General features: G+C 61.4%; 17 protein-coding genes. 6 read left to right on the forward strand and 11 right to left on the reverse strand.

The window, feature by feature from the left end:
• Positions 1 to 75: 75 nt before the first annotated feature.
• From recG to exbB, 5 genes are all read right to left on the reverse strand, one after another.
• The gene (gene recG, locus B0E42_RS19460; RefSeq protein WP_053183029.1) at positions 76 to 2,151 is read right to left on the reverse strand and encodes an ATP-dependent DNA helicase RecG; all 2,076 of its coding nucleotides are present in this window, start codon (positions 2,149 to 2,151) and stop codon (positions 76 to 78) included.
• 9 nt (positions 2,152 to 2,160) lie between these two features.
• Positions 2,161 to 3,081, reverse strand: a complete 921-nt coding sequence (locus tag B0E42_RS19465; RefSeq protein ID WP_003206891.1) for a hydrogen peroxide-inducible genes activator — start codon at positions 3,079 to 3,081, stop codon at positions 2,161 to 2,163.
• A gap of 320 nt (positions 3,082 to 3,401) precedes the next feature.
• Positions 3,402 to 4,157, reverse strand: a complete 756-nt coding sequence (locus B0E42_RS19470) for an energy transducer TonB (protein ID WP_018602465.1) — start codon at positions 4,155 to 4,157, stop codon at positions 3,402 to 3,404.
• Positions 4,154 to 4,582, reverse strand: coding sequence for a TonB system transport protein ExbD (gene exbD / locus B0E42_RS19475; RefSeq protein ID WP_003206888.1), 429 nt, complete (start codon positions 4,580 to 4,582; stop codon positions 4,154 to 4,156). The genes B0E42_RS19470 and exbD overlap by 4 nt, the downstream gene beginning before the upstream one ends.
• Positions 4,583 to 4,588: 6 nt before the next feature.
• Entirely contained in the window at positions 4,589 to 5,560 is a 972-nt protein-coding gene (gene exbB / locus B0E42_RS19480) for a tonB-system energizer ExbB (protein WP_077507086.1), read from the reverse strand.
• 189 nt (positions 5,561 to 5,749) lie between these two features.
• Here exbB and B0E42_RS19485 point away from each other — a divergent pair, with 189 nt between their 5' ends.
• Both B0E42_RS19485 and B0E42_RS19490 read left to right on the forward strand, forming a co-directional pair.
• On the forward strand, positions 5,750 to 6,607 hold the full coding sequence (locus B0E42_RS19485) for an SDR family oxidoreductase (protein WP_018602470.1): 858 nt from the start codon (positions 5,750 to 5,752) through the stop codon (positions 6,605 to 6,607).
• 246 nt (positions 6,608 to 6,853) lie between these two features.
• Positions 6,854 to 7,753, forward strand: coding sequence for a DMT family transporter (locus tag B0E42_RS19490; protein WP_053183023.1), 900 nt, complete (start codon positions 6,854 to 6,856; stop codon positions 7,751 to 7,753).
• A 51-nt stretch (positions 7,754 to 7,804) separates the two neighbouring features.
• Here B0E42_RS19490 and B0E42_RS19495 read toward each other — a convergent pair whose 3' ends face one another.
• From B0E42_RS19495 to B0E42_RS19520, 6 genes are all read right to left on the reverse strand, one after another.
• Positions 7,805 to 8,545: a hypothetical protein gene (locus tag B0E42_RS19495; protein ID WP_018602475.1), complete on the reverse strand. Its 741-nt coding sequence runs from the start codon at positions 8,543 to 8,545 to the stop codon at positions 7,805 to 7,807.
• Between the two features lie 55 nt (positions 8,546 to 8,600).
• Positions 8,601 to 8,981 carry a RidA family protein gene (locus B0E42_RS19500; RefSeq protein WP_003206880.1) on the reverse strand — a complete coding sequence of 127 codons (381 nt, stop codon included), beginning with the start codon at positions 8,979 to 8,981 and terminating at the stop codon, positions 8,601 to 8,603.
• A 24-nt stretch (positions 8,982 to 9,005) separates the two neighbouring features.
• Entirely contained in the window at positions 9,006 to 11,111 is a 2,106-nt protein-coding gene (gene spoT, locus B0E42_RS19505) for a bifunctional GTP diphosphokinase/guanosine-3',5'-bis pyrophosphate 3'-pyrophosphohydrolase (RefSeq protein ID WP_003206879.1), read from the reverse strand.
• 60 nt (positions 11,112 to 11,171) lie between these two features.
• Positions 11,172 to 11,435 (reverse strand): DNA-directed RNA polymerase subunit omega, encoded by a 264-nt coding sequence (rpoZ, locus tag B0E42_RS19510; RefSeq protein ID WP_003177259.1) that lies wholly within the window; start codon positions 11,433 to 11,435, stop codon positions 11,172 to 11,174.
• Positions 11,436 to 11,602: 167 nt separating this feature from the next.
• Positions 11,603 to 12,223: a guanylate kinase gene (gene gmk, locus B0E42_RS19515; RefSeq protein WP_003206877.1), complete on the reverse strand. Its 621-nt coding sequence runs from the start codon at positions 12,221 to 12,223 to the stop codon at positions 11,603 to 11,605.
• A gap of 10 nt (positions 12,224 to 12,233) precedes the next feature.
• A complete protein-coding gene (locus tag B0E42_RS19520; RefSeq protein WP_053190082.1) occupies positions 12,234 to 13,097 on the reverse strand; it encodes a YicC/YloC family endoribonuclease in 864 nt (287 codons plus the stop codon).
• 273 nt (positions 13,098 to 13,370) lie between these two features.
• Here B0E42_RS19520 and rph point away from each other — a divergent pair, with 273 nt between their 5' ends.
• From rph to gltS, 4 genes are all read left to right on the forward strand, one after another.
• Positions 13,371 to 14,093 carry a ribonuclease PH gene (rph, locus tag B0E42_RS19525; RefSeq protein ID WP_003177262.1) on the forward strand — a complete coding sequence of 241 codons (723 nt, stop codon included), beginning with the start codon at positions 13,371 to 13,373 and terminating at the stop codon, positions 14,091 to 14,093.
• Between the two features lie 31 nt (positions 14,094 to 14,124).
• Positions 14,125 to 14,493 (forward strand): DUF4870 domain-containing protein, encoded by a 369-nt coding sequence (locus tag B0E42_RS19530; protein ID WP_013694558.1) that lies wholly within the window; start codon positions 14,125 to 14,127, stop codon positions 14,491 to 14,493.
• Positions 14,494 to 14,732: 239 nt separating this feature from the next.
• Positions 14,733 to 15,329, forward strand: coding sequence for a heme-binding protein (locus B0E42_RS19535; protein WP_077507087.1), 597 nt, complete (start codon positions 14,733 to 14,735; stop codon positions 15,327 to 15,329).
• 513 nt (positions 15,330 to 15,842) lie between these two features.
• Entirely contained in the window at positions 15,843 to 17,051 is a 1,209-nt protein-coding gene (gene gltS / locus B0E42_RS19540; protein ID WP_077507088.1) for a sodium/glutamate symporter, read from the forward strand.
• Positions 17,052 to 17,065 lie beyond the last annotated feature (14 nt).

Raw genomic sequence — 17,065 nt, forward strand, 5'->3', positions numbered from 1 at the left:
TGTATCCGTTTTCCTACAAGTTGGTCAGTATAACCAGCTTGTCCGGTACGCGCGTCTTGAAAACTGAGCGCGTGCTCACACTTGGCCGTATTGCTGCCCATGACGCAGCCAGCGATCCAGCAGCGGGCTGACGTGGTCGGGCCAGCGTTCCAGCAGGGCCTGGGCGGCGTCGCGTACGGCGGGGAGCAGATCGGCGTCGCGCATCAGGTCGGCTACCTTGAATTGAAGCAGACCCGTCTGGCGTGTGCCGAGCATTTCACCGGGGCCGCGCAACTCGAGGTCTTTTTCAGCGATGATGAAACCGTCGTTGGTTTCGCGCATGATCCCCAGCCGCTGGCGCCCGATCTGCGACAACGGCGGGTGATAGAGCAAGACGCAATGGCTGGCGGCGCTGCCCCGGCCCACCCGGCCGCGCAGTTGGTGCAGCTGCGCCAGGCCCAGGCGCTCGGGGTTCTCGATGATCATCAGGCTGGCATTGGGCACGTCGACGCCCACCTCGATTACCGTGGTGGCAACCAAAAGTTGCAGGGCGCCGGCCTTGAACTCAGCCATGACGGCGGCTTTCTCGGCGGGCTTCATGCGGCCGTGGATCAGCCCGACCTTCAACTCGCCGAGGGCGGCAGTGAGGTCTTCAAAGGTGGTTTCGGCCGCCTGGCAGGTCAGCTCTTCCGACTCTTCAATCAACGTGCACACCCAATAGGCCTGCCGCCCTTCGGCACAGGCGCCGCGCACGCGCTCGATCACCTCCACTCGTCGGGTGTCGGTGACCAGCACGGTATTGACCGGTGTGCGGCCGGGCGGCAGTTCGTCGAGGATCGAGGTGTCGAGGTCGGCGTAGGCGCTCATCGCCAGGGTCCGCGGGATCGGCGTCGCGGTCATGATCAGTTGATGAGGGCACATCCGCCCACCCACGCCTTTCTGCCGCAAGGCCAGGCGCTGTTGCACGCCGAAGCGGTGCTGTTCGTCGATGATCACCAGGGCCAGGTTCTTGAACTGCACTTCGTCCTGGAACAGCGCATGGGTGCCGACCACCATCGGTGCGCCTTCGGCGATCTGTGCCAGGGCGGCGACGCGGTTCTTGCCCTTGAGCTTGCCGGCCAGCCAGGCGACTTCGATGCCCAACGGTTCGAGCCAGCGCTGGAAGGTGATGAAGTGTTGTTCGGCCAGGATCTCGGTGGGCGCCATCAGCGCCACCTGATAACCGGCCTCCAAGGCCTGCAGCGCCGCCAGGGCGGCGACCACGGTCTTGCCGGCGCCGACATCGCCCTGGATCAGCCGCAACATCGGCTCGGGCTGGCTCAGGTCGTAGGCGATTTCGTTGCCGACCCGTTGCTGGGCACCGGTGGGGGCGAAACCGAGGTTGGCCAGGTAGCGGGCCGGCAGATCCCTGGCCTTGGGCATGGCCGGGGCGCGCAGGGAACGCAGGCTTTCGCGCAGGCGTTGCTGCGACAGTTGATGGGTCAGCAGTTCTTCGAACGCCAGGCGATGCTGGGCCCAGTGATGGCCGAGGGCGAGTTCGTCGACGTCGGCATCGGCGGGCGGATGGTGCAGGTAGCGGATCGCATCGGCCAGGGGTGCCAGGTGGTAATCCCGGGCCAGTTCCGTGGGCAGCCAGTCGGGCAGGCTGCTGGGGCCGAGCAGGGTCAGGGTTTGCTGGCAGAGCTGGCGCAAGCGTTGTTGGGTCAGGCCTTCGGTGAGCGGATAGACCGGGGTCAGGGTTTCGTCCACCGGCGGCGGTTCGTCGCCGGTGATGGCGCGGTATTCCGGGTGATAGATCTCCAGCCCCGAAGCCCCGGGCCGCGCCTCGCCGTAGCAGCGTACGCGGGTGCCGCGCTTGAGGCCTTCCTTTTGTGCATTGCTGAAATGGTAGAAGCGCAGGCTGAGCCCGCCGGTGCCGTCCTGCAGGCGCACCACCAGGCTGCGACGGCGGCCCATGACCACGTCGGCGCCGCTGACGGTGCCTTCGATCACCGCATCCTGCCCCGGGCGCAAATGGCCGATGGGCACCACGCGGGTGCGGTCCTGGTAACGCAGCGGCAGGTGAAACAGCACGTCCTGGAGGTTTTCCAGGCCGACCTTGGCCAGTTTCTCGGCCATGGCTTCACCGACACCCTTGAGTGTCGTGACCGGCACTTTCGACAGCTCCGTCATGGCCGTGGCTTACTTGCCAGCGGGCGGCTTGGCCACGGAGCACAGACGGATCGAGTCAGCGAGGATCTCGATGGCCTTGGGCCGCGGGAAACTGGCGCGCCAGGCGATGGCGACGGTGCGGAACGGCACGGGCGGCGTCAGCGGGCGGACTTCGATCACGCCCGGGGCGTAATGATGGCTGTCCACTGCCGACAGCGGCAGGATCGAAATGCCCAGGCCCGAGGCGACCATGTGGCGGATGGTTTCCAGGGAGCTGGACTCCACTGTGGTGTGCTTGGCGCCTTCGCTGCCTTTGGTCAGGGTCGGGCAGGCTTCGAGCACCTGGTCGCGGAAGCAGTGGCCTTCGCCGAGCAACAGAAGGCTCTTGTCGTTGAGCAGGGCGGCGTCGATGGTTTTTTTCTGGGTCCAGGGGTGCTGGGCCGGCATCAGGACGTAGAACGGTTCGTCGTAGAGCGGCAGGGTCAGGACGTCGGCTTCGTTGAACGGCAGGGCGATGATGATCGCGTCCAGCTCGCCGTTGCGCAGCTTGTCGCGCAGCACATGGGTGAAGTTTTCTTCGATGTACAACGGCATCTGCGGGGCGACCCGGTGCAGTTGCGGAATCAGGTGCGGGAACAGGTACGGGCCGACGGTGTAGATCGCGCCGACTTTCAGCGGGGCGGTCAGTTGGTTCTTGCCGGCCTGGGCCAGTTCGCGAATGCCCTGGGCCTGCTCCAGGACCTTTTGTGCCTGGGCCACGATGCCTTCGCCCACGGGGGTCAGGCGCACGGCGCTTTTGCTGCGCTCGAAAATCAGCACACCGAGTTCGTCTTCAAGCTTTTTCACGCCCACCGACAGCGTCGGCTGGCTGACGTGGCAACGCTCGGCCGCATGGCCGAAATGCTGCTCTTGGGCGAGGGTCACGATGTAGCGTAATTCTGTGAGGGTCATGGCGAGCGTCCGTGAAGTTGCGAGCCAAGCATACCGGCTGCAATCGATAGACGCACGTTATCAGACTGGGGGTGCGGTGTGACACTGTCCAATGTCTGTGTGGTCAGGGATTTGTTTAAGAATGTGGAATTGTCTGTGGGAGCAAGGCTTGCCCGCGATGAAGTTAACGCGGTGTTCGCTGGAACCGAGGTGCCTGTATCGCGAGCAAGCTTTGCTCCCACAGATGCCCTGGCTCCACAGATGGCTTTGCTCCCAATCCCCTGTGCTCCAAAACGCTTACCTGGAACAGGAAGCCCCTGTTAAGGGGCTGGTAATTGAGATCAACGCCGGCGCTTGTCGATGGAGTACACAAACGGTGCCGTCAGTTCGATGGTGCCGTTGGTCAGCAGCTCGGCCGGCGGCTTGGGCAGCGGTTGGGCTTTGCGGATCATTTCCAGGGTGGCCTTGTCCAGCAACTCCGTGCCGGAGCTGCCCACCAGTTCGAATGACAACACGTTGCCTTCGGCATCCACCACGAAGCGCAGGCGGTTGGTGCCTTCCTTGTTCATCTGCTGGGCCCTGGGCGGGTACTTCTTGTACTTGCCCAGGTGCGCCAGCAGCGTGCCCTGCCAATTGGCCTTGGCCGCCGATTGCGCGGGCGACGGGCCAGGAGCCGGTTGTGCGGACTTCTCGGCGACTGACTGGGTTGGCGGGGTGTCGCTGGGCTTCTGCTCCGACGGCTGTTCCTTCGGCGGCTCGGGCTTTTTCTCCACCGGTTTGGGCTTGGGCGGTTGCGGCTTTGGCTTGGGCTTGACCGGCTTGGGCACGGAAATTTCCGGCTTCGGCGCTTCGGCAAGCTTGGGTAGCGGCAATTCTTCGACCGGCTCGGGAGGTTGCGGCGGTGTGACGACTTTGGGCGGTGCCGGTGGCGGCGGGGCTGGTACCGGCGCCAGCTCGACCATCATTGCCTGGGGAGGCAATTCGATGGGCGCGCGTGATGTCCAGTTCAGCGCCACGGCGATGGCGAGCGCATGTACGCCCAGCACCACTGCCAGGCTACCGCTGTAACGCGTCAGCTTTTGGCGCGTCGTGATCATTTCTTGGGCGCCGTCTCGAGTCCGACCAAACCGACCTTCAGGTAACCGGCGCCCCGCAGCGCGTCCATCACGCTCATCAGGTCGCCGTAGTCCACGCCTTTGTCGGCCTGGAAGAAGATTGTCGTGTCTTTCTTGCCTTGGGTCTTGGCGTCGAGGGTCGCGCCGAGGGTTTCGGCCTTGACCTCGTCTTCACCCAGGAACAGGCGCTGGTCGGCCTTGACGCTGAGGAACACCGGTTTCTCCGGCCGTGGCGAAGGCTTGGCCGTCGATGCCGGCAGGTCAACCTTGATGTCCACGGTGGCGAGCGGGGCCGCCACCATGAAGATGATCAACAGCACCAGCATCACGTCGATGAACGGTGTGACGTTGATTTCGTGGTTCTCGGCCAGATCGTCGTCTGCGCCTTCTTTCAAATGCAGGCCCATGGCCGATTACCCCACTTTCACCATGTGCGGTTGCGAGCCACGCTCGGGCGGCAAGTGGTCGAGGTCGCGGCTGACCAGCAGCAGGACTTCGGCCGAAGCGTCGGAGACCTGGGCCTTGTAGCCGGCAATGGAGCGGGCGAAGACGTTGTAGATCACCACGGCCGGGATCGCTGCGACCAGGCCCAAGGCTGTTGCCAGCAGGGCTTCGGCGATGCCGGGCGCAACGACGGCGAGGTTGGTGGTCTGGGTCTTGGCGATGCCGATGAAGCTGTTCATGATGCCCCACACCGTGCCGAACAGGCCGACAAATGGCGCGGTAGAGCCGATGGTGGCGAGCACGCCGGTGCCGCTGCTCATGCTGCGACCACAGGCGGCGACCAGGCGCTCGAGGCGGAAGCTCACACGTTCCTTGATGCCTTCTTTTTCGCGGCTGTTGGCCGACAGGCGCATCTCTTCGAGTGCGTCATGCACCAGCAGGTTGGCAAGAGTGCCGGCCTTCGCGGCGGTGGCGCTGGCTTCCTTGAGGGTGGTGGCTTTTTTCAGGGCGGCGATTTCACCACGCAAGCGACGCTTGGCACCCAGCAGCTCGAAGCCTTTGGCAATCCAGATGGTCCAGGTGATGATCGAGGCGATGGCCAAGCCGATCATCACGATTTTCACGATGATGTCAGCGTTCTTGTACATGCCCCATGGCGACAGGTCGTGGGCCATGCCCAGGGAGTTGTCGGCTTCGAGCACTTCAGGTGCGTCGGCTTCGACGGCTTGGGCCGGGTCGGTGGCGACAGGCGTTGCAACGGGAGCGGCCGGGTCGGCCGGTGCCTGGGCAGCAGCCGGTGCGGTGGCCGGCGTCGTGGTCGGCGTCTGTGCATCGGCGAACGCGGCGACAGGTGCCAGCAGCAGGCTGAACAGCAGGGCGGCTACCGTGCTCCAGGCACGAGGTCGATTGGTTGGCGAAGCGGGGGATAGAGAGCGTTTCATGCTGGCCGGACCTGAGAGGAAAAAGAAGGTTGATGTTCTTCCAGGCCTCGTGGGGCCGAGAACAAAAGTGGTGGGCATTATTGCAATTAATTCTTGTTAACAAAAGTAATACAGTTACTTTTTTTCTCACATGGCTAGCCGCTCGTCCCCTGCGAAGGCTAGTCTGCGGCTTTGCCAGAGGAGTTCTTGATGTCCGCGCCTTCTGTTTTGATCGCCGGCTGCGGTGATATCGGCGGCCGCCTGGCCAGCCAGTTAGTGGCCGAACATTGGCAAGTCCATGGCCTGCGGCGCACGGTTTCGAACCTGCCGGCCGGCGTTATCGGGGTGGCGGGGGATTTGTTCAGCGAGCAATGCCCCGCTGACTGGCCCACCGGGTCGCTGGATTACCTGGTGTACAGCGCCGCAGCCACCGACCATGACGAAGCGGGCTATCGCACGGCTTATGTCGAAGGGTTGCAGCATGTGTTGAGTTGGCTGAAGCAGCATGGCCAGCGGCCCAAGCGCCTGCTTTTTGTGTCCAGCAGCAGCGTTTATGGGCAACAGCAGGGCGAATGGGTGGATGAAACCTCGCCAACCGTGGCCGGCGGGTATTCCGGTCGCCTGATGCTCGAAGCCGAGCAAGTCGCCTTGGACAGTGGCATCCCGGCCAGCCGCGTGCGCCTGACCGGCATCTATGGGCCGGGGCGGGAGTGGCTGCTGAGCCAGGTCCGCCAAGGGTATCGCGTCGTGATCGACCCGCCGCTGTACGCCAATCGCATCCACGCCGACGATGCGGCCGGCTTGTTGGCGTTCCTGCTGGAGGCCGATCGCCAGGGCCAGGTGCTGGACGATTGCTACATCGGCGTCGACGACGCCCCTGCGCCACTGGCCGAGGTGGTGGGCTGGTTGCGCGAATTCATGGGCGTGACCGAGTGGGCCGAAGACGCCAGCGTGCGTCGCGCCGGCAGCAAGCGCTGCAGCAATGCCCGGGCGAAGGCCTTGGGCTGGACGCCGCGGTATCCGAGTTTTCGCGAGGGGTATGCGGCGATCCTGGAAGGGCGCTGCTGACACGGGCCTGCTCGGCGTGTGCTCGATGATGGGGTTCGGCGCCAAGGGCTAGTTCTCTATGGGCGCTTACCGTCCTGAGTACCTTCCGGGTCTTGACTTGGTTCATCGAGCTCGCCGAGCATTATCCGCTGCTTGCCGAAGCCAAGAGTGATCTGCAGGCCACCCGCAACCGTTTCAGTCATCTTTTGCGTCGTCGGTGGGCCAACATCCTATCGAACGACCTGACAGCGACAAGGACCGTCATCAATGCAAGCCAGTTTCAGCAAAGGCGTTATCTTTGCACTCTCCGCCGCCGCACTTAACGCCACGATAGGCGTGCTCAGCAAAGTGCTCATGAGCAATGGTTTCACCGCCAGCAGTGTCGCCGTCATAAAGACCGTCCTGGGTTGTCTGCTGCTCTCGGCCTTGCTGCTGTTTATCAAGCGTCCGGCGACGACGGCCAAATGGACCCAGGCGGCGATCTGCGCGTTTCTCGGTATCTTTGTGCTGTTCCACTTCGAAACGGCTGCCTATCGGCATTACGCTGCGGCGGGGGTAGTCGTGATGCTGATGGCCAGCGCTTCCATTTCCTCGATCGTGCTCGGACGCATAATCCTCAAGGATCCGATCACTGCGAACGCCACTGTGGGTGCCGCCTTGGCGATCGCCGGAATCGCGGTGATCTTTGGCGCCGATCTGCAGCAGGGCTTCACGCTCCAAGGCGTTGCGCTCGCGTCCATGGCGGGCTGCGGCTATGGGGCGTTTTCGGTAGCCATGAAACGGATGGGCGTGTCCGGTGGGCTGCACTTCACTCGTCAGTTGCTGTTCTTCGGCAGCCTGTACTTGCTGATGCCGGCTTCGGCCGACGGCTTCGTGATCGGTGAGCTGTCGCCCTGGGCGATTGCCGCACTGCTGGCGCTGGCCGCGCTGCCGACCATCCTCGGCTTTTTCTGTACCACCAAGGCAATCGAGTACCTCAAGCCATCCCAGGTGCAAGCCTTGGAGCTGACCGAGCCGCTGTTCGCCGCACTGCTGGCATTTGTTGTGCTCAATGAGGTGCCGCGCGAAAGCCTGTACCCGGGCGCACTGCTGATCATCATTGGGCTGTGTTTCTCCAATGAGCTGATCCGCCTGGGTAGAAAAAAGCCTGTTGCGTCTCGCGCGTGAACCTTTGCCGGGAGGGGGCGCTCGTACAGTTAGTTCAAAGCGCCCTATCTCTTACTGCTTTTCCAGCACCCACTGCCGAGTGCCCGGCGTGAACGAAGGCATTTCATCGGCCAGCGCGGCGTTGACGGTCTGGAAAATTTCCAGCTTCTTGCCGTCGCGGGCAAAGATCCAGGTGTTGCCCTGGCCGTTCTGTTGCAGCCAGATGTTGTCGTTTCCACCGCTCATGGAGGCGCAATCACCGGCCAGGCACAAGGCATAGCGATCGGCACCCGGCAGGCCGCTGACCTGGCCGTCGGGCTGGAATTGCACGGTGGCGCCCTGGCCGGGGCCGCTGGCGATGTTCCAGGTGCCGCCCAGGTAGGCGGCATACAGCGCGCGCTCGAAACTGGCGCCGATGGGCGCGCCCTCTGGTACCTGGACTTGCGCGCGGTCGAATACCTGCTGCGGTTCGTTCTCGGTGGCGGCCTGGCTCAACTGGTCGCCATCGCGCTTGAGTTCGCTGGCGGAGCTGCCGTAAAAATCGACTTTCCAGGCGCCGTCTTCTTCGCCCAGCAATTTGCCTTCGACGTTTTCAAAACCGTTGGTGTAGCGCGCCTGGCCGGCACGGGTGTTGACGTCCCATTCCAGGTTCGGGCCATAGCCCTGCAGCGCTTCGCGAAGCGGGCCGCCCTTGGCGGCAGCGTCGATGGCTGCCTGGTTGATCCAGGTGCCGCTGATGTCACGGTCGGCAGGGTCGCTGGCACAGCCGCCCAGAAGCAGGGCTGCCAACGAGAGAGCAAGCGCTTTGCGCATGGTGGAATCCTTTCAAGACGAAAACGGCGCAGCGGGGGAGGCTGCGCCGGCCTTATTACTCGATGACCAGGATGGCATCCATCTCAACCTGAGCGCCCTTGGGCAGGGCCGCCACGCCGATGGCGGCGCGGGCAGGGTAAGGCTGGTCGAAGTACTTGCCCATCACCTCGTTGACCTTGGCGAAGTGGCTCAGGTCGGTGAGGAAGATGTTCAGCTTGACGATGTCCTTGAACGAACCACCGGCGGCCTCGGCCACGGCCTTGAGGTTTTCGAACACCTGCACGGTCTGGGCTTCGAAGCCTTCCACCAGCTCCATGGTCTTGGGGTCCAGTGGAATCTGGCCCGACATGTACACGGTGTTGCCAGCCTTGATCGCCTGGGAATAAGTACCGATGGCGGCCGGGGCCTTGTCGCTGGTGATAACAGTCTTGGTCATGAATGACTCCTGATAACGAATGGGCTACGCGCGCATGCGGGTGATGCGGATAACGCCGGTCAGGGCGCGCAGTTTCTTGATCACACGGGCCAGGTGCACACGGTCGTGTACGCTGACCACCAATTGAACGACGCTGATGCGGCCATCGCGTTCATCCATGCTGATTTTTTCGATATTGCCGTCGGCGGCATTGACGCTGCTGGCCAGCAGGGCGATCAGGCCGCGCTGGTGCTCCAGCTCGACCCGCAGCTCGACGTTGAATTCGCCGGTGACATCCTTGGCCCAGGAGAGCTGGATGCATTTTTCCGGGTTGTGCCGGATTTCGCTGATGTTGCGGCAGTTGTCCAGGTGCACGACCATCCCTTTGCCGGCGGACAAATGGCCGACAATCGGGTCGCCCGGGATCGGCGTACAGCACTTGGCATAACTGAGCACCAGGCCTTCGGTGCCGCGAATCGCCAGCGGGCCTTCGGGGCTTGGCAACTGTTCGCCTTCGCCGAGCAGGCGACGGGCAACGACGTAGGCCATGCGATTGCCCAGGCCGATGTCTTCGAGCAGGTCTTCGATCAATTCGAGACGGTATTCGTGGAGCATCAGTTGCACGCGCTCGACCGGGATCTTGTCCAGCGAGCTGTCGAAACCGTTCAGCACCTTGTTCAGCAGGCGTTCGCCGAGGCTGATGGATTCGGAGCGGCGTTGCAGTTTCAGGGCGTGACGGATATGGGTGCGGGCTTTGCCGGTGACCACGAAATTGAGCCATGCCGGGTTGGGCCGGGCGCCCGGGGCGCTGACGATTTCCACCGTGGAGCCGCTTTGCAGCGGCTCGGACAATGGCGCCAGGCGGCGGTTGATCCGGCACGCGATGCAACTGTTGCCGACGTCGGTGTGCACCGCATAGGCAAAGTCCACGGCCGTGGAGCCTTTGGGCAGCTCCATGATCCGGCCCTTGGGCGTGAAGACGTAGACCTCGTCCGGGAACAGGTCGATCTTCACGCTCTCGATGAATTCCAGGGAGTTGCCGGCACGCTGCTGCATTTCCAGCACGCCCTTGACCCATTGTCGGGCGCGGGCGTGGGTGCTCTTGGGCTGTTCGTCACCGCTGGATTTGTACAGCCAATGGGCGGCGATGCCGTTGTTGGCCATTTCTTCCATTTCACGGGTGCGGATCTGGATCTCGATCGGTACGCCGTGCATGCCGAACAGCGTGGTGTGCAGCGACTGATAGCCGTTGGCCTTGGGGATCGCGATGTAATCCTTGAAGCGCCCCGGCAACGGTTTGTACAAATTATGTACAGCGCCCAGCACGCGGTAGCAGGTATCGACCTTGTCGACGATGATCCGGAACGCGTAGACGTCCATGATCTCGTTGAAGGCCCGACGCTTGCCGCGCATTTTCTTGTAGATGCCGTAGAGGTGTTTCTGCCGCCCGCTGACTTCGCCTTCGATGCCGTCGATGGCCAGGCAGTGGCTCAGGGACTCTTCGATCTTGTTGACGATTTCCTTGCGGTTGCCCCGGGCGCGCTTGACGGCCTGGTTGATCCGCGCCGAACGCATCGGGTGCATGGCCTTGAAGCCCAGGTCTTCGAACTCGATGCGGATCGCGTGCATACCCAGGCGATTGGCGATGGGGGCGTAGATTTCCAGGGTTTCCTTGGCGATGCGCCGGCGTTTTTCGCCGGACAGCACTTCCAGGGTGCGCATGTTGTGCAGGCGGTCGGCGAGCTTGACCAGGATCACGCGAATGTCGCGGGCCATGGCCATGGCCATTTTCTGGAAGTTTTCGGCCTGGGCCTCGGCCTTGGTCTCGAAGTTCATCTGGGTCAGCTTGCTGACCCCGTCGACCAGTTCGGCCACGGTTTCGCCGAACTGCGCTTGCAGCGCTTCCTTGGCAATGCCGGTGTCTTCGATCACGTCATGCAGCATCGCCGCCATCAGGCTCTGATGGTCCATGTGCATGTCGGCAAGAATATTCGCCACCGCAAGGGGATGCGTGACGTACGCCTCGCCGCTGCGGCGGCGCTGGCCGTCGTGGGCTTGTTCGGCGTAGAAATAGGCTCGGCGGACCAGATTGACCTGGTCCGTGCCGAGGTAGGCCGATAAGCGATCGGCGAGGGCGTCTATGCTCGGCATGATGATGACTCCTGCCGTTTGCTGTGACCCCGCGCCGTGCTACGTCGACCAGGCATAGGCTTAGACCGCCTCGTTGGACTCGTCCTCGAACGCTGCGAACAGCGGTTCGTCTTCGACGATTTCAGCGTTGGCGATGAACTCGTAGCTCATCAGGCCTTCGGCGATTTCACGCAGCGCTACTACGGTAGGCTTGTCGTTTTCCCACTGGACCAACGGCTCTTTGCCACCGGTGGCCAGTTGACGGGCACGCTTGGTAGAGAGCATGACCAGCTCAAAGCGGTTTTCCACGTGTTCTAGGCAGTCTTCAACGGTTACGCGGGCCATGGTATTCCTCGGAGCGAATGCAATATGCGCGCTGCCCGGTTGGGCGAGCGGACTCGACAGTTTAAAAAAACACCAGCGTTTAGGGAAGCGCTGATTTTTTAACCAAACCCCTCGGCGCGCTGCGACTACCAATGTAAAGCCGTCGCAGCGGTTTTGGGAAGGGCTGTTCAGCCCAACAATTCGGCCAATAATTTGCCGAAACGTTGCTGCTGGCGTTTCTGCTGCAGCTGGCTGGCGCGGAAAATCGCCTTCAGGTCGTCCAGCGCGTGGGCGAAATCGTCGTTGATGATCAGGTAATCATAGTCGACGTAGTGACTCATTTCGCTGACCGCTTCGCGCATCCGGCCTTCGATGATGTCGTCGCTGTCCTGGCCGCGGTTGGTCAGACGCTGGCGCAAGGCTTGCTGGCTTGGCGGCAGAATGAAGATCGAACGCGCCTGGGGCATCAGCTTGCGCACCTGCTCGGCGCCTTGCCAGTCGATTTCCAGGATCAGGTCGTGACCTTCGTCCAGGGTCTGCTGCAAGTAGCTTTGCGAAGTGCCATAAAGGTTGCCGAAAACTTCGGCGCGCTCCAGGAAGTCGCCGTGTTCGGCCATCTTCACGAACTCTTCGCGGTCGACGAAGTGATAGTTCACGCCATTCACTTCGCCCGGACGCATGGCGCGGGTGGTGTGCGAGACCGAGACGCGGATCTGCGGTTCGGCATCGATCAGGGCCTTGACCAGGCTGGTCTTGCCGGCGCCCGAGGGCGCGGAAATGATGTAGAGGGTGCCGGTGCTGTGGGTCATGTCGTTTGCCTTACTCAATGTTCTGCACTTGTTCGCGCATTTGTTCGATCAACACCTTGAGGTTGACCGCCGCCTGGGTGCTGCGCGGGTCGAAGGCTTTGGAGCCCAGTGTATTGGCTTCGCGGTTGAGCTCCTGCATCAGGAAGTCGAGGCGGCGACCGGCCGCACCGCCGGACTTGAGCACCCGGCGAACTTCGATGATGTGGGTGCTTAGGCGATCCAGTTCTTCGGCCACGTCGCTCTTTTGCGCGAGCATGACCATTTCCTGTTCCAGCCGTTGTGGATCCAGCTCGGCCTTCATGTCGGTGAAGCGGTCGAGGACTTTCTGGCGCTGGGTGGCGAGCATCTGCGGGACCAGTTCGCGCAGGGTGCTGACGTCTTCTTCAATGGAGGTCAGGCGATCGTTGATCAGCCGGGCCAGCTCCGCGCCTTCGCGCTCGCGGCCGGCCTTGAGTTCCTTGAGGCCTTCATTGAACAGTGCCATCGCCTCGGCGTTCAGCGCCTGCGGGTCGCTCGCGTCACCCACCAGTACGCCGGGCCAGGCCAGGACTTCCAGTGGATTCAGGGCGGCAGGGTGCTTGATCAGGCTGGCGACGGTTTCGGCCGCGGCGACCAGTTGCGCGGCGCGCTCGCGGTCCACCTGCAAGGCTTTGCCAGTGCTTTCTTCGGTGAAGCGCAGGGTGCATTCCAGCTTGCCCCGGGACAGGCCCTGGCGCAGAGCCTCGCGCACGCCGCCTTCGAGGTCGCGGAAAGACTCGGGCAGGCGCAGGTGCGGCTCCAGGTAGCGGCTGTTGACCGAGCGCAGTTCCCAGCTCAGCGTGCCTTGGGCCCCGGCTTTTTCGACGCGGGCGAAGGCGGTCATGCTGTGCACCATGGAGGTTCCTCGCAATGCAGGCCGGCACGACGGTGGTCGTGGGCCTGGGATCTGTAAATTAAAAGCCCAAGGGCAGCAAAGGCGCAGGATTGTAGCGCAGTGAGGCGTATGCCCCAACCGCGCTTGCGACAAAGCGTGGCAGCCCGTCGGGCGGGTCTTTGCGCGGCTTCGCTCGCGTCGGCTTTTTAGAACTGCGCTACGTTTAACTGCCCTATGACGGTTCACGGCTCTATAATGCTCGGCAGTTTTCCGTCCCCTGTACAGGTATTCCCTATGAAACGTCCAAGTGGTCGCGCTGCCGATCAGCTTCGCTCGATCCGCATTACCCGCAACTACACCAAACACGCCGAGGGATCTGTACTGGTCGAATTCGGTGATACCAAAGTCATCTGCACTGTCAGTGTCGAAAACGGCGTGCCACGGTTCCTCAAGGGCCAGGGCCAAGGCTGGCTGACAGCCGAATACGGCATGCTGCCGCGTGCCACCGGTGAGCGGAACCAGCGTGAGGCCAGCCGTGGCAAGCAGGGCGGCCGTACCCTGGAAATCCAACGCCTGATCGGCCGTTCGCTGCGTGCTGCTCTGGACATGTCCAAGTTGGGCGATGTGACGCTGTATGTCGATTGCGACGTGATCCAGGCCGACGGCGGTACCCGTACTGCCTCCATCACTGGGGCCATGGTCGCCCTGGTCGATGCCTTGAAAGTGATCAAGAAGCGCGGCGGCCTCAAGGGCGGCGACCCGCTCAAGCAAATGATCGCCGCTGTGTCCGTGGGCATGTACCAGGGCGAGCCGGTGCTGGACCTGGATTACCTGGAAGACTCCGCTGCCGAGACTGACCTGAACGTGGTCATGACCAGTGCCGGCGGTTTCATCGAAGTCCAGGGCACTGCCGAGGGCGCACCGTTCCAGCCGGAAGAATTGAACGCTATGCTGGAGTTGGCGAAGAAAGGCATGAACGAGATCTTCGAACTGCAAAAGGCCGCCTTGGCTGACTGATCGATTTCCGCTTCAAGACAAGGAGAGCGTCATGAGTGATGAGCAAATCCTGCTGCCCCAGCCGAGCAAAGAGGCGCGTCAATGGGCAATGTTTTGTCACCTGTCCGCCTTGTTGGGGATCTGGATTCCGTTCGGTACGCTGATCGGGCCGTTGGTGCTCTGGCAGCTCAAGCGTGAGTCCGACCCGTTCATTGATGCCCAGGGCAAGGAAGCGCTGAACTTCCAGATCACCGTGGCGATTGCCTCGGCGATCAGCTTGCTGCTGATGGTCGTGGTGATCGGCTTCTTCCTGTTTGGCCTGGTGGCCATCGGTGCGCTGGTATTGACCATCATCGGTGGCGTAAAGGCTAATGAAGGGCAACCGTATCGGTATCCTTTCACGTGGCGGTTGGTCAAATAACGATCAATGCTGCGACTCTAGAGAAATGCCCCGATTTATTGGGGCATTATCGTTTTCGCATAACGGCAAAACATTATCGTGGGGCAATCGACTAATAAGAGGGGGGGCGAGCTTTATCGAGAGTGGGTTCCTTACATCCTGTCTGAAAACATTTAGTGTCAGGGCTGTGATTTGGCACCATTATGAGTTTTCCATCGGATGGAAGATCTTCTCATTACTCGGATTAAAAGGATTTAAGCATGTATATTCCACAAGTTATTTGCGCAGTTGTTTGCTCGTTTGGCGTTGCATTAGCCCATGCTCAACTGGCGCCTTTGAAAGAACTCGCGTCCCAGGCTCCGGCCACACAAGCAGTTATCCCACAGAAAAACCTGTCCTACATTCATGCCTTGCAACTGGCCAAAACAGCCGTGGCCGTTTGTGCCGCCAACAACCAGTCGGTCGCCGCCACGGTGGTGGACCGTTCAGGCACGGTGCTGGCGATGCTACGATCTGACAACACTGGGCCTATCGCCCTCGCTGGCAGCGAGCGTAAGGCATATACGGCGGTGTCCTTCAAAACTGAAACAAGCAATATCATGGCGCGCACCGTGCAGGCGCCCCAGCTAGCTAACCTTCCTGGGATCTTGGCGTTGGCCGGCGGCGTTCCCATCAGGGTTGGCAGCGAGGTGATCGGTGCCATTGGCGTAGGCGGCGCCCCGGACGGTCGAATTGATGCTCAATGCGCAAATTATGCAATTGATAAATACAAGCCAGCGCTGGCTGGGGATGCCGGTCTGGAGTCCCCAGGTGGCGCGCCAGGCGAAAAGACTCCGGCAGTCCCAGCAGCGTCTTGATTCTAGCGTAGCAATGACCTCGAGTGATGGATCAACACGTTAATCCCCATGGCGGCTGAAACCTCCTCGAGCCAGGCTTGCCCCTCTGGGTTGCGTAACGCGCTTTTTGTGAGCGCTCGGCAATCCAGTGGGAGCAAGCCCTCCTTCCATCGCTTCCGTGACGCCTTGAAGGGCAGTGGTCTCGCTTATCGGTCATTTTATTCTGAAGTTGTACGCATTTCATTTCGTGTACAGCATCCAATTGCGCGGCGTAAATGAGCGCGTGCAGGTATTGGTCTTAAATGTTTAGTCACAACTGCGCAGTTCTACCCTGAGTTAGACGCTTGGCAACAATGCGCGTCGGTTGATAGAGTTGCCCTGCGTAATATTCGCACAGAAATATTTCGATATATTCAGACCATTGAAGGTTCTTGAATTCAAAGCCAATCAAGTGTTAAGGCAATCAACCTGTCCTAGAGGCGTGTCCAGGTAAAAAGTTCGTCTCTGGCTAAGATATACAAAGATTAAGCACCTATGTTGCAGCTCGATTTCTATGGAACACTTGTCGCCGCCTCTTTAGTGCTTTTGCTGGGGCGCGGACTTGTTAAACGTGTCGGTTTTCTACGCGCCTACAATATTCCCGAGCCCGTGGCGGGTGGGTTGGTAGTTGCCTTGATTCTCCTGGCTTTGCGGGGGCTTGAAGTTGAAGTTCGATTTGATACTTCATTGCAGACCCCGTTGATGCTGGCATTTTTTGCCACGATTGGCCTGGGCGCAGACTTCGCCAGCCTGAAGAAAGGCGGGCGCGTAGTTGGGATTTTCCTGCTGGCGGTTGTCGGCCTGCTGGTGGTCCAGAATGCCATGGGCATCGGGCTCGCAAAAGCGCTGGGGCTCGATCCGTTGATGGGGTTGCTGACCGGCTCGATCACCTTGGCAGGCGGTCACGGCACAGGCGCGGCGTGGGGGACGGTATTCAGTGAGAAGTACGGTCTGGCTTCCGCCTCCGAGCTTGCGATGGCTTCCGCGACGTTTGGCTTGGTGTTGGGTGGCTTGATCGGTGGGCCGGTTGCGCGCCTGCTCATCAAGCGTGTCCAGGCACCCGGCTGCCTTGAGGCGGAAAAGCCCCGGGTGCCCAAGGGGTTCGAGCAGCCGAACAAAGAGCGCTCGATTACGCCGTTTTCGTTTATCGAGACGCTGGCGCTGATTGCGGTCAGCCTGTTGGTCGGCACGCTCTTGAATGGGCAGCTCCACGATACCGCCTTCGAGTTGCCGACGTTCGTTTGCGTCTTGTTCGTGGGGGTGGTCCTGCGCAACGGGCTTTCGGTGCTTGGCTTGTATCAGGTCTTCGAGCGAGAAGTGTCCGTGCTCGGCAATGTGAGCCTGTCACTGTTCCTGGCGATCGCCTTGATGTCACTCAAATTGTGGGACCTGGCGTCACTGGCCCTACCGATCTTCATCATTCTGGTGGCCCAGACATTGGTCATGGCGTTGTTTGCGATTTTCGTGACGTTCAGGCTCATGGGCAGTCATTACGATGCAGCCGTCTTGGCGGCAGGGCATTGCGGTTTTGGATTGGGTGCCACGCCGACGGCCATCGCCAACATGCAGGCAGTGACGCAGCGCTACGGACCTTCGCAGATAGCGTTTCTGGTGGTGCCGATGGTGGGGGCGTTCTTCATCGATATCATTAACGTCATCGTCATCAAGTTGTACCTTGCCCTGCCGTTTTTTGCCACGGCTTGAGGTTCCGCGCAGTA

The organism is Pseudomonas sp. A25(2017) (assembly GCF_002001065.1).
Lineage (GTDB): Bacteria > Pseudomonadota > Gammaproteobacteria > Pseudomonadales > Pseudomonadaceae > Aquipseudomonas > Aquipseudomonas kilonensis.

Coding starts and splice junctions, on each gene's coding strand:
- recG (WP_053183029.1), bottom strand. CDS start 2,151: ATGACGGAGCTGTCGAAAGTGCCGGTCACGACACTCAAGGGTGTCGGT.
- B0E42_RS19465 (WP_003206891.1), bottom strand. CDS start 3,081: ATGACCCTCACAGAATTACGCTACATCGTGACCCTCGCCCAAGAGCAG.
- B0E42_RS19470 (WP_018602465.1), bottom strand. CDS start 4,157: ATGATCACGACGCGCCAAAAGCTGACGCGTTACAGCGGTAGCCTGGCA.
- exbD (WP_003206888.1), bottom strand. CDS start 4,582: ATGGGCCTGCATTTGAAAGAAGGCGCAGACGACGATCTGGCCGAGAAC.
- exbB (WP_077507086.1), bottom strand. CDS start 5,560: ATGAAACGCTCTCTATCCCCCGCTTCGCCAACCAATCGACCTCGTGCC.
- B0E42_RS19485 (WP_018602470.1), top strand. CDS start 5,750: ATGTCCGCGCCTTCTGTTTTGATCGCCGGCTGCGGTGATATCGGCGGC.
- B0E42_RS19490 (WP_053183023.1), top strand. CDS start 6,854: ATGCAAGCCAGTTTCAGCAAAGGCGTTATCTTTGCACTCTCCGCCGCC.
- B0E42_RS19495 (WP_018602475.1), bottom strand. CDS start 8,545: ATGCGCAAAGCGCTTGCTCTCTCGTTGGCAGCCCTGCTTCTGGGCGGC.
- B0E42_RS19500 (WP_003206880.1), bottom strand. CDS start 8,981: ATGACCAAGACTGTTATCACCAGCGACAAGGCCCCGGCCGCCATCGGT.
- spoT (WP_003206879.1), bottom strand. CDS start 11,111: ATGCCGAGCATAGACGCCCTCGCCGATCGCTTATCGGCCTACCTCGGC.
- rpoZ (WP_003177259.1), bottom strand. CDS start 11,435: ATGGCCCGCGTAACCGTTGAAGACTGCCTAGAACACGTGGAAAACCGC.
- gmk (WP_003206877.1), bottom strand. CDS start 12,223: ATGACCCACAGCACCGGCACCCTCTACATCATTTCCGCGCCCTCGGGC.
- B0E42_RS19520 (WP_053190082.1), bottom strand. CDS start 13,097: ATGGTGCACAGCATGACCGCCTTCGCCCGCGTCGAAAAAGCCGGGGCC.
- rph (WP_003177262.1), top strand. CDS start 13,371: ATGAAACGTCCAAGTGGTCGCGCTGCCGATCAGCTTCGCTCGATCCGC.
- B0E42_RS19530 (WP_013694558.1), top strand. CDS start 14,125: ATGAGTGATGAGCAAATCCTGCTGCCCCAGCCGAGCAAAGAGGCGCGT.
- B0E42_RS19535 (WP_077507087.1), top strand. CDS start 14,733: ATGTATATTCCACAAGTTATTTGCGCAGTTGTTTGCTCGTTTGGCGTT.
- gltS (WP_077507088.1), top strand. CDS start 15,843: ATGTTGCAGCTCGATTTCTATGGAACACTTGTCGCCGCCTCTTTAGTG.